Annotated in this window: 12 protein-coding genes and 1 pseudogene; 7 read left to right on the top strand and 6 right to left on the bottom strand. The window is 60.1% G+C overall.

Annotated features, from left to right (window positions below; genetic code table 11):
- Positions 1–2: 2 nt before the first annotated feature.
- The 6 genes from RBH10_RS07405 to RBH10_RS07380 all read left to right on the top strand — a co-directional run bounded on the left by RBH10_RS07405 (position 3) and on the right by RBH10_RS07380 (position 7,699).
- Positions 3–1,376 (top strand): aspartate aminotransferase family protein, encoded by a 1,374-nt coding sequence (locus RBH10_RS07405; protein ID WP_281037606.1) that lies wholly within the window; start codon positions 3–5, stop codon positions 1,374–1,376.
- A gap of 255 nt (positions 1,377–1,631) precedes the next feature.
- Positions 1,632–2,345, top strand: a complete 714-nt coding sequence (locus RBH10_RS07400) for an HAD-IA family hydrolase (protein WP_281037607.1) — start codon at positions 1,632–1,634, stop codon at positions 2,343–2,345.
- A gap of 88 nt (positions 2,346–2,433) precedes the next feature.
- Positions 2,434–4,044 (top strand): ABC transporter substrate-binding protein, encoded by a 1,611-nt coding sequence (locus RBH10_RS07395; protein WP_281037608.1) that lies wholly within the window; start codon positions 2,434–2,436, stop codon positions 4,042–4,044.
- A 198-nt stretch (positions 4,045–4,242) separates the two neighbouring features.
- Positions 4,243–5,193 carry an ABC transporter permease gene (locus RBH10_RS07390; RefSeq protein ID WP_281037609.1) on the top strand — a complete coding sequence of 317 codons (951 nt, stop codon included), beginning with the start codon at positions 4,243–4,245 and terminating at the stop codon, positions 5,191–5,193.
- Entirely contained in the window at positions 5,193–6,044 is an 852-nt protein-coding gene (locus RBH10_RS07385; RefSeq protein WP_045018691.1) for an ABC transporter permease, read from the top strand. Before RBH10_RS07390 ends, RBH10_RS07385 begins: the two co-directional genes overlap by 1 nt.
- Complete coding sequence (locus RBH10_RS07380) at positions 6,044–7,699, top strand: ABC transporter ATP-binding protein (RefSeq protein WP_281037610.1); 1,656 nt, start codon at positions 6,044–6,046, stop codon at positions 7,697–7,699. Before RBH10_RS07385 ends, RBH10_RS07380 begins: the two co-directional genes overlap by 1 nt.
- A 173-nt stretch (positions 7,700–7,872) precedes the next feature.
- Here RBH10_RS07380 and RBH10_RS07375 read toward each other — a convergent pair whose 3' ends face one another.
- Complete coding sequence (locus tag RBH10_RS07375; RefSeq protein WP_003506856.1) at positions 7,873–8,349, bottom strand: Lrp/AsnC family transcriptional regulator; 477 nt, start codon at positions 8,347–8,349, stop codon at positions 7,873–7,875.
- Positions 8,350–8,580: 231 nt separating this feature from the next.
- Here RBH10_RS07375 and RBH10_RS07370 point away from each other — a divergent pair, with 231 nt between their 5' ends.
- Complete coding sequence (locus tag RBH10_RS07370) at positions 8,581–9,906, top strand: FAD-binding oxidoreductase (RefSeq protein ID WP_281037611.1); 1,326 nt, start codon at positions 8,581–8,583, stop codon at positions 9,904–9,906.
- An 87-nt stretch (positions 9,907–9,993) separates the two neighbouring features.
- Here the strand turns inward: RBH10_RS07370 and RBH10_RS07365 are convergent, their stop codons facing one another.
- From RBH10_RS07365 to RBH10_RS07345, 5 genes and pseudogenes are all read right to left on the bottom strand, one after another.
- A complete protein-coding gene (locus RBH10_RS07365) occupies positions 9,994–10,929 on the bottom strand; it encodes an ABC transporter substrate-binding protein (RefSeq protein ID WP_281037612.1) in 936 nt (311 codons plus the stop codon).
- Between the two features lie 127 nt (positions 10,930–11,056).
- Positions 11,057–11,996: pseudogene (locus RBH10_RS07360) on the bottom strand (ABC transporter substrate-binding protein).
- A gap of 25 nt (positions 11,997–12,021) precedes the next feature.
- Entirely contained in the window at positions 12,022–13,827 is a 1,806-nt protein-coding gene (locus RBH10_RS07355; protein ID WP_281037614.1) for an amino acid ABC transporter permease/ATP-binding protein, read from the bottom strand.
- Positions 13,828–13,840: 13 nt separating this feature from the next.
- On the bottom strand, positions 13,841–14,398 hold the full coding sequence (locus tag RBH10_RS07350) for a GNAT family N-acetyltransferase (protein WP_281037615.1): 558 nt from the start codon (positions 14,396–14,398) through the stop codon (positions 13,841–13,843).
- A 23-nt stretch (positions 14,399–14,421) separates the two neighbouring features.
- Positions 14,422–15,609, bottom strand: a complete 1,188-nt coding sequence (locus RBH10_RS07345) for a M20 aminoacylase family protein (protein WP_281037616.1) — start codon at positions 15,607–15,609, stop codon at positions 14,422–14,424.
- Between the last annotated feature and the right edge of the window lie 57 nt (positions 15,610–15,666).

Raw genomic sequence — 15,666 nt, 5'->3', positions numbered from 1 at the left:
CTATGTTAAGCAATTCACTGATCGAACTGGACCGCGCCCATCTGGTGCACCCCGTCTCTTCCTTTCGCGGCCATGAAAAACTGGGTGTGCGGGTACTGAAATCTGCAAAAGGTGCCACGGTCACCGACATGACCGGCCACCAGCTCATCGATGGCTTTGCCGGCCTCTGGTGCGTCAATGCGGGCTATGGGCATGACAGCATCGTCGAAGCAGCGGCAAAGCAGATGCGCGAGCTACCCTATGCGACCGCGTATTTCGACATCGGCAGCGAACCCGCCATCCGGCTGGCCTCCGAACTGGCCGACCGTGCGCCCGGCGATCTCAACCACGTCTATTTCACGCTCGGTGGTTCCGATGCGGTGGACAGCACCATCCGGTTCATCCGTTATTACTGGCACGCGAAAGGCCAACCGCAGCGCGACCAGTTCATTTCCATCGAACAGGGTTATCACGGCTCCACCACCGCCGGTTCGGGCCTGACGGCGCTGCCCGCCTTCCATGCCGGTTTTGGCGTGCCTTACGACTGGCAGCACAAAATTCCGTCGCATTATGCCTATCGCAATCCGGTCGGCAATGATCCGGCCGCGATCATCGCTTCCTCCCTGCAAATCCTGAAAGACAAGATCGAGGCCATCGGCCCGGATCGGGTCGCCGCCTTTTATGCCGAACCCATTCAGGGCTCGGGCGGCGTTCTGGTGCCGCCGCCGGGCTGGATCAAGGCCATGCGCGACCTTTGCCAGTCCTACGGCATTCTCTTCGTTGCCGATGAAGTCATCACCGGCTTCGGCCGCACTGGACCGCTGTTTGCCTGTGCCGACGAAGACATCGTGCCGGACTTCATCACCGCCGCGAAGGGCCTGACCTCAGGCTACGTGCCGATGGGTGCTGTCTTCATGGCCGACCATGTTTATGATACAATAGCCGACTTTGCCGGCGATGCCGCCGTGGGGCACGGTTACACCTATTCCGCCCACCCCGTCAGCGCCGCCGTCGGTCTTGAGGTGCTGAAGCTTTACGAAGGCGGGCTGCTGGAAAACGGCCGCCGTGCTGGTCAACGGCTGATGGCCGGGTTGGAAGGACTGAGAAGCCACCCACTGGTTGGCGATGTGCGCGGCCGCGGCATGCTTGCCGCAATCGAACTCGTGACCGACAAAGAGAAGAAAACCCCGCTGCCGGCTGCGGCGGCCCCTGCACGCAAGGTTTTCGACCGCGCCTGGGAAAACGGCCTCATCGTGCGCGCCTTCGCCAACGGCATCCTCGGCTACGCGCCGCCGCTCTGCTGCACCGATAGCGAGATCGACGCCATTGTCGAGCGGACGCTGAAAACCCTCGACCAGACGCTCGAAGACCCGGCCGTGCGGGCAGCGATCGCCTGAAGCGGAAAAGCGACGGTGTCGCGGCAATCTCTCGAAATGTCGCAACACCCCGCATATTCGCAATATTCTGCCGAAGTGCCGAGCCATTTCGGCGAATCCGGCGGGCTGGAAGTGCCAAACTATCCTTAGAAAAAGTACTAAACGCCATAAAAAAGGGCGTTAGCAACAAAGGGAACGGGGCAAGGATCCCGTCCGGGAACAGAATAAAATGCCGCAGCCTTCCCATAGGGCGAGGCGGCATAGCGGAGACCGACATTGCCAAAAAAACTGAGCGACTTTAAATATATGAGCTTCGACGTGGTGGGAACACTCATCGATTTCGAAGGTGGCCTGAAAGCGACGCTAACCGAGATCGGTGCTGAAAACGGCGTCGAGATCGACGGTGAAAAGGCCCTTGGTCTTTATCGTGCGGCCCGCTACTCCGACGCAACCGACCTCTTCCCGGATGATCTCGTCCGCGTGTACCTGATCATCGCTCCGGAGCTTGGCTTGCCTGCGGAGCGTGCCTTTGGCGAACGCCTGCGCGACGCGGCAAAAAGCTGGAAAGGCTTTGAAGACAGCCGTGCCGCAATGGCCGAGCTTGCCAAGACGCATCGTCTCATTGCCATGACCAACGCCCAGCGTTGGGCCTTCGACTATTTCTCGAAGGAACTCGGCAATCCCTTTCATGCCGCTTTCACGGCTGATGATACCGGCACGGAAAAGCCGGACCCGGCTTTCTTCGAGAAGGTTTTCGCCTTCGTCGAGAGCGAGGGCGCATCGAAGGACGACATCCTGCATGTCGCGCAAAGCCAGTATCACGACATCGGCATTTCACGGAAACTCGGAATGACCAATTGCTGGATAGAGCGCCGCCACGCCCAGAAGGGATATGGCGGCACCATCGAGCCGGAAAACTTTACCGAACCGGACTACCACTTCACCTCGATGGCCGGCCTTGCCGCGGCCACGAGACAGACGGGCGGCTGAACCGCCCATGGCATGACGCGCACTGGGATGCGCATGCCGGAAATTTCTACAGATGCTATTTCAACAAATCATACAAAAGGGGAAGACCATGAGTGACAGGATTACAAATTGGACCCGCTCCGACGATGCCGCCGTTGAACAGGCTATCCGTCGTGGCGCGACGCGGCGAGAGCTGCTGCACATGATGCTGGCCGGCGGCGTGGCTCTCACCGCCGGTTCGGCCATTCTCGGCCGCGCCTCGCAGGCCGTGGCGGCCACTCCCGTTTCCGGTGGCACTTTGAAGGCGGCCGGCTGGTCCTCTTCCACCGCCGATACGCTCGACCCTGCAAAAGCTTCGCTTTCGACGGATTACGTCCGTTGCTGCGCGCTCTACAACCGACTGAGCTTCCTCGATGTTTCCGGCACGCCGCAATTGGAACTTGCCGAATCCATCGAAACGAAGGACGCGAAGACCTGGACCGTAAAGCTGCGTTCCGGCGTCACTTTCCACGATGGCAAGACGCTCACCGCCGACGACGTCGTTTATTCGCTGAAGCGGCATCTCGATCCGGCGGTCGGCTCCAAGGTCGCCAAGATCGCCGCCCAGATGACCGGCTTCAAGGCGCTCGACAAGAGCACTGTCGAGATCACGCTGGCAAACGCGAATGCCGACCTGCCGGCTATTCTCGCCCTGCATCACTTCATGATCGTTGCCGACGGCGCGACCGATTTCTCCAAGGGCAACGGCACCGGCGCCTTCAAGCTGGAGAAATTCGAGCCCGGCGTCCGCTCTATCATGTCGAAAAACACCAATTACTGGAAGCAGGGCGGCCCGCACGTCGACAGCTTCGAATTCTTCGCGATCGCCGAAGACAATGCCCGCGTCAACGCGTTGATTTCGGGTGATATCCATCTTGCAGCGGCGATCAACCCGCGTTCGCTGCGCCTGCTCGACAAGCAGGAGGGCATCGTTCTGTCCAAGGGAACATCCGGCAACTATACCAACCTCAATATGCGGCTGGACCAGGCACCGGGCAACAATGCCGATTTCATCGCCGGCATGAAGTCGATCGTCAACCGCGAGCAGATCGTCAAGGCAGCTCTGCGCGGCCTCGGTGAAGTCGGCAACGACCAGCCCGTGCCGCCAATGAGCCCCTACCACAATCCGGACCTGAAGCCGAAAGCCTTCGATCCTGATAAGGCGAAGTTCCACTTCGAAAAGGCAGGCCTCATCGGTCAGTCCATCCCGGTCATCACCTCGGACGCCGCAAACTCCGCCGTGGACATGGCGATGATCATCCAGGCGTCGGCTGCAGAAATCGGCGTCAAGCTGGATGTGCAGCGCGTTCCCTCCGACGGATACTGGAGCAATTACTGGCTGAAGGCGCCTATTCACTTCGGCAACATCAACCCGCGCCCGACCCCGGACATTCTGTTCTCGCTGCTTTACGCCTCCGACGCACCGTGGAACGAAAGCCAGTACAAGTCGCCGAAGTTCGACAAGATGATGCTGGAAGCACGCGGCATGCTGGACATGGAAAAGCGCAAGCAGATCTACTTCGAGATGGAAACGATGATTGCCGAAGAAGCCGGCACCATCATTCCCGCTTATATTACCAATGTCGACGCCATCACCTCCAAGCTGAAGGGCCTGGAAGCCAATCCGCTCGGTGGCATGATGGGTTACGCCTTTGCGGAATACGTCTGGCTCGAAGCCTGATAGACCAAGGAGCCGGGCGCTGATGCGCCCGGCAACCTTTCCGCCGGTGCGGAAAGCCTCCATAGCTGGAGCGGAATGGTGACAGCCAAGCGGTTTTCGCCTGGAATCCCGCCCCAACTATATAATTTGGATCATGATGATTTCTGGTCGATCTGGCCCGAAATCACCATGACCCAGGCAGGTCGCAGGAGCATGTGAATGAACAGCCGGATACTCTCCCTCATCGCCAGGCGGCTGGTCGTCATGCTGACGACGCTGCTTATCGTATCGTTTATCGTCTTTTCCGCCACCAGCCTGCTGCCCGGCGACACGGCGACGATCCTTCTCGGCCAGTCGGCAACACCGGAGGCCGTGGCCGGCCTGCGCACCGCCATGCATCTCGACGACCCCGCCCTTTTGCGTTTCGTCCGCTGGCTGTTCGGCCTGCTGCACGGCGAACTCGGCACCTCCTACGCCAACAACATGGCGATCGCCGACCTTATCGGCCCACGTTTCGTCAACTCCATGAAGCTTGCCGGCATCACCACTGTCATCGCCGTACCACTGGCACTGACGCTTGGCATCAGCTCCGCCATGCTGCGCGGAACGCTTTATGACCGCGCCGTCACGATCCTGACCATCGGCGTCATTTCCGTGCCGGAATTCATGATCGCGACACTCGCCGTTCTGCTTTTCGCCGTTTACCTGAAATGGCTGCCGGCCCTGTCGCTGGTCAGCGAGGTTCATACCCTGTTCGATGTGCTGCGGGTTTACGCCATGCCGGTCATCACCCTCACCTTCGTGGTGTCGGCACAGATGATCCGCATGAGCCGCGCCGCCGTCATCGAGACGCTCGATACGCCCTATGTGGAGATGGCGCTCCTGAAGGGCGCACCGCGCATGCGCATCGTCCTGCGCCACGCGCTTCCCAACGCGCTCGGTCCCATCGTCAACGCGGTGGCCTTGTCGCTCTCCTATCTCGTCGGTGGCGTCATCATCGTCGAGACGATCTTCAATTACCCTGGTATCGCCAAGCTGATGGTCGATGGCGTCGCGACCCGCGACCTGCCGCTGATCCAGAGCTGCGCGATGATCTTCTGCGTCGGTTATCTCCTCCTCATCACGACAGCTGATATCATCGCCATCATGTCCAATCCGAGGCTGCGCTGATGGCCGACCATATCAAAACAACTTCGGGGAAATCGCGTTTGGGTTACAAGATCAACGTAGTCGGCGTTTTCGGCTTTCTCGTCATTTTCCTCTGGGCGATGGTGGCGATCTTCGCGCCCTATCTCATCCCGCATCCGGTCGGTGAAATCGTCGATCTCGATTATTTCGGGCCGATGACCTCCGATCTCTGGCTCGGCTCCGACTATCTCGGCCGCGATGTCTTTTCCCGCATTCTCATGGGCGCGCGTTTCACGGTCGGCATATCGCTTGCGGCCGTCACCATCGCCTGCGTATCCGGGGTCGTACTCGGCATGAGTGCTGCCGTGGTTGGCGGCTGGTTCGATGCGGCACTCAGCCGTTTTCTGGATGCGGTAAACTCCATTCCGAGCAAGCTGTTCGGTCTCGTCGTGGTCGCCGCCGTCGGCTCGTCCATTCCGGTGCTGATCGTGACGCTCTCGGTGATCTATACGCCGGGCGCCTATCGTTTTGCCCGAGCGCTCGCCGTGAATGTCAACACCATGGATTTCGTTACCGTCGCCCGTGTGCGCGGCGAGAGCCTGCTGTACCTCATCAGCTCCGAAATCCTGCCGAACATCGTCCGTCCCGTGCTTGCCGATCTTGGCGTGCGCTTCGTATTCATCGTGCTGCTCCTGTCGGGTCTCTCCTTCCTCGGTCTCGGCCTGCAACCGCCGAATGCCGACTGGGGTGCGTTGGTGCGTGAAAACATCGGCGGCCTGCCCTTTGCCGCGCCGGCAGTCCTCTTCCCGTCGCTGGCCATTGCCAGCCTGACGATCAGCGTCAACCTGCTGATCGACAATCTGCCGCAAAAAATCCGCGACAGGAGCGAATGATGACCAATCTCGTTGAAATCCGCGGACTGAAAGTCGAGGCGACCACCGATTCCGGCCGCCGCATCCAGATCATCAAGGGCGTCGACATCGATATCGCCGAGGGCGAGATCGTCGCACTGATCGGCGAAAGCGGCTCCGGCAAGACCACGATCGCACTGACATTGATGGGATATGCCCGCCCGGGTTGCCGCATTTCCGGGGGCAGCGTCACGGTGGCAGGCCGGGACATGGTGCAGCTTTCGGAGGCCGAACGCGCCACGATCCGCGGCACGAAAATCTCCTATGTGCCGCAAAGTGCTGCCGCCGCCTTCAACCCGGCGCAAAAGATCATCGATCAGGTGATCGAAGTCACCCGCATCCATCATCTGATGCCGCCGCAGGAGGCACGCGTCAAAGCGGTAGAACTCTTCAAGGCCTTGTCGCTTCCCAATCCGGAAACCATCGGCGAGCGTTATCCGCACCAGGTTTCCGGCGGTCAGCTGCAGCGTCTCTCCGCCGCCATGGCGCTGATCGGCAACCCCGAACTGGTGATCTTCGACGAGCCGACCACGGCGCTTGACGTGACGACACAGATCGAGGTTCTGCGCGCTTTCAAATCGGCAATGCGCAAGGGCGGCATCGGCGGCGTTTACGTGTCACACGATCTCGCCGTCGTCGCGCAGATTGCCGACCGGATCGTGGTGCTGAAAGGCGGCGAGGTCCAGGAAACCGGCACCACCACGGATATTCTGGAGAATGCGCAGCACCCTTATACGCGGGAATTGCTGACCGCTTTTAACGACAAGGTGCGCACTGTAGCGCCGCTCAAGCAGAGTGACGCCAAGCCGCTGCTGGATATCGAGAAGCTGATCGCCGGTTATGGAACGAAAGGCGACGACCGGATGCCGCTGGTGCGTGCGGTCGACACCGTCAGTCTTGCGGTTTATCCCGGCCGAAATCTTGGCATTATCGGTGAATCCGGCTGCGGAAAATCGACGCTGGCGCGCGCCATTGCCGGTATTTTGCCGGCGGCAAGCGGTCAGGTCATTTTCGAAGGCCGGCAACTGAATGCCGACGCCCGCCGTCGCACCAGCGACGAGCTGCGCCGCATGCAGATCGTTTTCCAATATGCCGATACCGCGCTCAACCCGGCAAAATCCATCGAGGACATTCTCGGCCGTCCACTGACCTTTTATCACGGCATGCGAGGCGAGGCCCGCGATGCCCGCATCGACGAACTGCTGGATATGGTGAAGCTGCCTCGCTCGGTTCGCCACCGCCACCCTTCCGGCCTGTCTGGCGGGCAGAAACAGCGCGTCAACTTCGCCCGCGCGCTGGCAGCCGAACCGTCGCTCATCATCTGCGATGAAATCACCTCGGCGCTGGACACGGTCGTCGCAGCCGCCATCATCGACCTGCTCGGTGAACTGCAGCGGGAGCTGAACCTCTCCTATATTTTCATCAGCCATGATCTTTCGGTGGTGGAAACCATCTGCGACGAAATCGTCGTGATGTATGGCGGGCAGAAGGTGGAGCATCTGGAAACGGACGCGATCAAATCTCCGACCCATCCCTATTCGAAACTGCTGTTCTCTTCGGTACCGAAGCTCGACCCGAAATGGCTCGACAATCTCCAGCAGGATGCGGAGTTGGTGCGGGCGTTTTCCAAGAGGTGAGAGACTGGGAGATGGCAAGGTGGATTGGCGACGGGGAAGCACCAAACCTCCCTCGATGTCATCCTCGCCCTTGAGGCGAGGATCCATTCATCTCGACGGGCTATGGATCGTCGGGGCAAGCCCGAGGATGACGCCGAGATTGAGAATACCCCCCTGAAGGAAACCCCTCCACCTCAGAGCGGAAACAGGCTGGTCAGCGGCATATGCGATTTGATGATCGGTGATTTCAGCACCACGAAGCTGAAATATTTGTCGATGCCGACATCCATATCCGTCAGCCGTTCCATGATCGACTGATACTCGACGATACCCGAGGTGACGAATTTCAACAGGTAATCGTAACCGCCGGAAACAAGGTGACATTCCACCACCTGATCGATCTTTTCGACGACGCCGAGAAAGCGGGCAAAATCGATCTGGCGGTGGTTCTTGAGCGTGATTTCAGTGAAGACCGTCAGGGTCTGACCGAGCTTGTTGATGTTGATCTGCGCCGAATAACCTTCGATATAACCCTCGGCCTGAAGCTTCTTGACCCGCATCAGACAGGGGCTTGGCGAAAGATTGACAAGCTCCGCCAGCTCGACATTGGTGATGCGACCGTTTTTCTGAAGTTCGTAGAGGATCTTGATATCGATCCGGTCAAGTTTCATCACGTGCGGAACCCCTTTTTTATTTTTTCGTGTGCGCGGCATAAAATTCTGGCGCGGTATTGGAAATCTTATCACATAGGCACGCGCTGTCGACGCGGGGATATTTTTTTCATCCAGCATAAAGAGTTGCAGACACGGCCCCGAACAGCAGGAGATTCTGGCAATCGGCGCAGTCTGGCAGCGTTTACCCGGCGACCAAGGTAAATTAAGACGAATACAAGGAGCCCGACCATGCCTGCGCCGCTGCAACAGATCACGACATCGCCGGAACTGCCGAAATCCGCGGACGCCGTCATTATCGGCGGCGGCATCGTCGGCGTTTTCGCTGCCTATTATCTCGCGCGGCGCGGCCTGAAAGTGGCTCTTGTCGAAAAAGGCCTTGTTGGCGCGGAGCAATCCAGCCGCAACTGGGGCTGGTGCCGACAGCAGAACCGCGACGCCCGTGAATTGCCGATTTCAACGCAGAGCCTGACACTCTGGGACCAGTTTGCCGCAGAAAGTGGCGAGGATACAGGCTTCCGTCGCTGCGGGCTATTTTACCTGAGCGACAACGAGGCCGAACTTGCCGGCTGGGCGCGCTGGCGCGATTTCGCCATTACCGCCGGCGTGACGACACATATGCTGAGTGCGGATGAGGCAAGCGAACGCGGCCGCGCCACAGGCAAACGCTGGCAGGGCGGCGTCTTTTCGCCAACGGACGGCACGGCTGATCCTTCCATGGCGGCACCCGCCGTTGCGCGCGCCATCATCAAACTGGGCGGCACGGTGCATCAGAATTGTGCGGCGCGCGGTCTGGAGACGGAAGGTGGGCGCGTCAGCGCCGTCGTCACCGAAAAAGGCACCATCCGCACCAAAACCGCCATCATGTCGGGTGGTGCCTGGGCATCCTCTTTCTGCCGCCAGTTGGGCGTTCGTTTTCCGCAAGCGTCCGTGCGCTCCTCCATCCTGTCCGTCACACCGGGCGCGGAAGGGCTACCGGACGCGCTGCATACAAAAGCTGTTTCCATAACGCGCCGGAACAACGGCGGTTACACGCTCGCCATCAGCGGCCTTGGTCGCATCGATCCGACTCCGCAGCAAATGCGGTTTGCACGCGAATTCGTTCCAATGTTTCTCAAGCGCTGGCGCAGCCTGCGACCGGGTGGATTGGAAGGGATTCGCGGTGGGCACGAGACCCTGAAACGCTGGCGGCTCGATGCGCCGACACCGATGGAGCGGGTTCGTATTCTCGACCCGAAGCCGAACGCCGCCGCCATCCAAGAGACCCACAAACGGGCGCTGGAACTTCTGCCTGCCCTTCGCAACACGCAGATTTCCGCCGCCTGGGCCGGTTTCATCGACAGCACGCCGGATGGTGTGCCCGCCATCGGCGAAACCAGCGAATTGCCCGGCTTCATCCTCGCTGCCGGCTTCAGCGGCCACGGCTTCGGCATTGGACCGGGAGCCGGCCATCTGATCGCCGATATCGTCACGGGTTCAAACCCGATTGTCGATCCTGCTCCCTATCACCCCAGCCGTTTCCTTGATTCGTCGTGGGGCAAGGTCGCGGATTTCTGAGTTTTATCCGCTGCGCAACTGACGCGTAACACAATACCCGCAGGCATGACCTGCGGGTATTACCGTCCGCCGCATTTATTCGACCGGTCAGCTCTTTGGCAGGCCGGGTGGATTGGTTCGCGATTCCGGCAAGGCCTCTTCCGCAAGCTGCCAGCGTTCCAATATTTTCGCGTAAGCGCCGCTCTTGATCAGATCGTTGGTGGCCAGCGTCAGCGCATCGGCCAGCCCCGAACCCTTGCGGGTGGTGATGGCGACATCGGAACGTTCCGGCCAGCCGGCGGACAGGGTTCCGACACGCTTGATGGTCTTGTCGCGCGCGGCGATGAAGACCAGCTGCGCATGCGGCTGGACGATCACGTCCGCCCGCCCGGCAGAAAGCGCGACAAGCCGGGTGGCCTCGTCATCATAATATTGCAGCTCAAGCGGCTTCAGTCCGGCGGCAACATTCTCGTCGTTCCATTTCAGCAGAATACGCTCCTGATTGGTGCCAGCGCCGACGATGATCCTCAGGCCCGCCGCATCCTTCGGCTCCTTGATGGCGGTGATGCCGCTGTCGGACTTCACGAAAAAGCCGTGCAGGCCCTGACGATAGGTTGAGAAATCAAACTTCTCCTTGCGCTGCTCGGTCACCCCGACATTGGAGATGACAGCATCGTATTTGCCGGAGGCAAGCCCCAGCGGCCAGTCCGCCCAGGCCACCGCCACCAGTTCCAGTTCAAGGCCGAGACTGTCAGCCACCGCAAGCGCATATTCCGGATCGGCCCCGACCACGGTCTTGGCGTCCGTCGCATAGGTCGCAAGCGGCGGCCCGCCGGGTGCAACGGCGACGGTAAGTTTGCCGGGGGTAATGAATTTGAAATCTTTCGGAATGGCAGCAATCGCGGCGGGGTCTTTTTCAACCCTGATCCGGCCGGGCTGGTCCGGTGACAGGTCGAAGACATCGGTTGCGAAAGCCGGAGCTAAACCGGCGATGGAGAGAAAAGCACCGAGCGTGGCCGTGGCGAGACGAGAGGTGAACATCATTCTGGTTCCCCGATAAATGATTGCGGGACGGAGGGTAGCGCGGACGGGAGGCTGCCCGCGTACCGGCTGAGTGATGTCCCACCTTCATCTCAGCTTTTGGAAAATCAGTTCTTTGGCAAACCGGCACTCAGCTCTTGGGCAGGCCGGGCGGATTGGTGCGGGATCTCGGTGATGGCTTCCGAACCGAGGTTCCAGCGGGCAAGAACCTTGCCGTAATTGCCGTTCTTGATCTGGGCGTTCAGCGCAGCTGTGATGGCTGCGGCAATGCCTGCGTCCTTTTTGGAGGCGACGGCGATTTCCGCCGCTTCCGGCCAGCCGCCGGAAAAGGTGCCGACGCGCTTGGTCTTCTTCTGGCTTGCTGCCTGGAAGGCCGATGTTGCGTTGGGGCCGAGATAGGCGTCCGCGCGGCCGGATTGCAGGGCGACATCAAGCACGGCCTGATCGTCGTAATATTGCACCTCGGTGTCGGCCAACCCCTTCGCCTTGTTATCCTTGATCCATTTCACCAGGATCTGCTCCTGATTGGTGGCAGCGCCAACGATCACCTTCAGCCCGGCGACATCCTCGGGCTTGCCGATGGCCGTGACCTTGCTGTTGATGCCCACGTAAAAGCCGAGCAGGTCGTTGCGGTAGCTGGAAAAATCGAACTTTTCCTTGCGGGCTTCCGTCACCGTGATGTTCGAGGTGACGGCATCATACTTGCCGGATGTGAGACCGAGCGGCCAGTCGGCCCAGGCAATCGGAACAAGTTGCAGCTCAAGGCCGAGACTGTCGGCAACCAGCTGGGCGATATCCGGCTCCACGCCAATCGGCGTTTTTGTATCGCTGGCATAATCGACGAGCGGCAGGCGGAACGGCACGGTCGCGACCGTCAGCTTTCCGTCGGCGATGAACTTGTGACTGGCGGGCAGAAGCTTGATCGCCTCCTCCACCTTTTCGGCGCGCACCCGCCCCTTCTGCTCGGGCGACAGGTCGACCTCCTGCGCATGCGCGGCCGGTATCAGCGCGGTGGTGGCAGTGAAAAGACCAGCTGCAAGCAATGACAATAGTTTCGATGAAAAAGCCATGCGAGTGTTTCCTTTGTTGTTTTGATTAAAGAACTTTTGCGAGGAATTCGGCGGTGCGCGGGTGATCCGGGGTGCTGAACACCTTGTCCGGAGTACCCGTTTCGATGATGCGGCCCTGTTCCATGAAAACGACCCTGTCGGAAACTTCGCGGGCAAAACCGATTTCATGGGTAACGATGATGAGGGTGACGCCGGAGCGGGAAAGCTCCTTGATGACGTCAAGCACTTCGTTGACGAGTTCAGGATCGAGCGCGGATGTCGGCTCATCGAACAGCAGTACCTTCGGTCGCAATGCCAGCGCCCGGGCAATAGCCACGCGCTGTTGCTGTCCGCCGGAAAGCTGGCGGGGATAGGCACCCGCTTTTTCGGCAAGGCCGACGCGGGCCAGAAGATCACGCGCCTCGGCCTTCGCCTGCCCTTTCGATATGCCACGAACGGCGATGGGAGCTTCGATGATGTTTTCAAGCGCCGTCAGATGCGGGAACAGGTTGAAGCTCTGGAACACCATGCCCACTTCGGCGCGACGCTTGAGGATTTCCCGTTCCTTCAACTCGTAAAGCGTGTCGCCCTTTTGACGATAACCGACCAGTTCACCGTCTATGGCGATGAAACCGTCATCGACGCGCTCCAGATGGTTGATGGAGCGCAGCAATGTGGACTTGCCGGAGCCGGATTGGCCAAGAATGGTTGTGACGCTGCCGGCGGGAATGGAAAGGCTGATATCATCAAGCACCTTCAGCGACCCGAAGGATTTCGAAACGCCGTGGATATTGACCGACCCGCCACGATTTCCGAGCTGGAAGCTGGTAGCACGGGCTGGCGCCGCACGCTCGGGCCTTGCGGCTGTCGTGGCCACCGTTTCCACGGCTTCGGGCAAGGGTTTGCGCGGCAGGAAGGTGCGGTAGATCGTGGCGAACAGCGAGGGCGGCGGGTTGCGCAGCGCGCCGCGTGAAAAATGCCGCTCGATATGGTGCTGCACGATCGAAAGCGCCGTCAGGATCACCAGATACCAGACGGTCGCGACCATCAGCAGCGGGATTACTTCCAGATTGCGGCGATAGATGATCTGGATCGTGTAGAACAGCTCCGGCAGGGCAAGGATATAGACCTGCGAGGTGCCCTTGGCGAGGCCGATGATATCGTTGAAGGCGGTGGGCAGGATGGAGCGCATCGCCTGCGGCAGAACGATGCGGGATGCCTGCCGCCGGCGTGGAAGGCCGAGCGCTGCGGCAGCCTCAAGCTGTCCCTGATCGACCGAAAGAATGCCGCCGCGAACGATTTCGGATGCGAAGGCGGCCTGATTGAGCGTCAGCCCCAGAACGGCGGCCGCAAACGGCGTCATCAGCTGCGTGGTATTCCAGCTGAAGAAGTTGATGCCGGTATAGGGCACGCCGATCGTCACGGTCTCATAGAGATAACCGAGATTGTTGAGGATCAGCAGAAGCACGATCAGCGGGATCGACCGGAAAATCCAGATATAGGTCCAGGATACTGCAACCAGCAGCGGCGAGCGGGAAACGCGGGCAAGTGCTAGCAGCGTTCCCAGCACAAAACCGAACAGCGCACCCAGCGCCGTCAGCAGCAGCGTCCGGCCGAGGCCGACCAGCACCGGTTCAGCAAAGAACCATTCCGCAAAGACATCCCAGCCCCAGCGCGGATTGCCGAAAACGGAATGCAGCACGGCGGCGATGATGAGAACGGAGAAAACCGTTCCCACCGTCCGCAAGGGATAACGGGCCGGAACGATGCGGAAATGAGCGTAACCACCCTTGATCGGTTCACCCTTCTGCTCGCTCACCGCAACATGCGGAAAATCAGAGGCTATCGTCATCGGAAAAAGCCTTTCACGGGTGGGCCGGGGAAGATTGCGGCCGGGCGGCCGGTATCGGCGCGCCTTCCGCAACAGCGGCGGAGACGTTATCGGCAAGCCATTTTTCGAAAGGCAGCGACCTGATCGTTTCAGGGTCGGCCGATGTGTCGAACAAAGCGCGATAACCGTTGGTGAGATAAAGGCCGACGGCTTCCGGCTGGCGGAAGCCCGTGGTCAGATAGACACGGGCATAACCCTGCCGGATCGCCTGCTGCTCCAGCTCCTGAAGCACTATTTTCGCAAGCCCCTGCCGGCGGTGGGCCGAATGGGTCCAGACGCGTTTGAACTCGGCGGTTTCCTCGTCGTAGCGCATGAAGGCGCCACCGGCGATCGCCTTGCCGCCACGCAAGAGCAGCAGGAAGTTGCCCGACGGCGGGCTGAAAGCCTCGGGCGGATATTTGTTCATTTCCGCCTTGGCGCCTTCCGCGTTGAAATATGTGCCGTAACGGCTGTCATATTCGAACAGCAACTCCTCCAGAAGCGGGGTTGCGAGCGGATCCTTGACCGATGTGTAGAGAAAACTGTCGCTCATCTCATTGTCCTAAACTCGTTGCATCAGGAGAGGTATGCTTCCGCCAGGCGCACCCAGAAGCGTGCCGCAGGCGCAATGATCGCATCATTGAAATCGTAGTGAGGGCTATGCAGCGGCGCGCTGTCGCCATTACCGACGAAGAGATAGGAGCCCGGCCGCTCCAGAAGCATGAAGGCGAAATCCTCGCTCGCCGTTCGTGGCTGAAAGCCTTCTACAACCTGTTCGGCTGGAAAATGCCGTTTCGCGACATCTCGGGCAAAAGCCGTCTGCCTGACGTGATTGATGACGGGCGGGAAGCCACGGGAATAGGTGACATCCGCCCTTGCGCCAAAACTTTCCGCCTGTGCTTTGGCAAGGGCGGGAAGCCGCTCCTCCAGCCTGTCGCGCACGGCGGGCGAAAAGGCCCGCGCAGTGATCTGCAGTTCGACACTCTCGGGAATGACGTTGGAGGCAGTTCCGCCATGGATGGAACCCACCGTCAGCACCGCCATGTCTCGTGGGTCGACATTGCGCGAGACGATGCTCTGCAACGCGGTGACGAAGCTTGCCGAGGCGAGAACCGGATCGACCGTTTCATGCGGTGCTGCCCCGTGCCCGCCCTTGCCAATGATCCGCACCTTTGCCTTGTCGACGGAGGCCATGGCAGGCCCCTCGACAAAGCCGAATTGTCCGGTTTCGACACCCGGCCAGTTGTGCAGCCCGAACACGGCGTCGACGGGAAAACGCTCGAAAAGCCGGTCCTTTATCATCGCCCTCGCGCCTGCGCCTATTTCCTCGGCAGGCTGGAAAATCAGCGTCAGCGTGCCGGAAAAGCTTGATGTTTCGGCAAGATAACGGGCAGCGGCGAGCAGGATCGTCGTGTGACCATCATGACCGCAAGCATGCATCACACCCTGCGTCTGGCTGGCATAGGCAAGGCCGGTTTCCTCGACGATCGGCAGGGCGTCGATATCGGCGCGGATGCCCAGACGCTTGTCACTATCACCACGTTTCAGGGTGGCGACGACGCCATGGCCGCCGACACCCTCCGTCACCTCATATCCAAAGGAGAGGAGATAACGGGCAATGAGCGCCGCCGTGCGTTTTTCCCCAAGCGAAAGCTCCGGATGCCGGTGGAGATCGTGCCGGATGGCGATGCTTTCCTCGATGAAGGCAAGGATTCCCCGTTCGGCGTCGTCCTGCGGACGCGCGCCGTCAATGCGGATATTCATGGTTCTGGTCTCCTGCGCCGCGCTTCACCCGCACAGCGCCTTGAAATTCTCTCCGGG

Origin of the sequence: Rhizobium sp. AN73 (assembly GCF_030757975.1) — a bacterium.
GTDB classification, from domain to species: domain Bacteria; phylum Pseudomonadota; class Alphaproteobacteria; order Rhizobiales; family Rhizobiaceae; genus Agrobacterium; species Agrobacterium arsenijevicii.
Note: the sequence above shows the minus strand (reverse complement) of the source record. Positions and strands in the feature narration are given on the sequence as shown.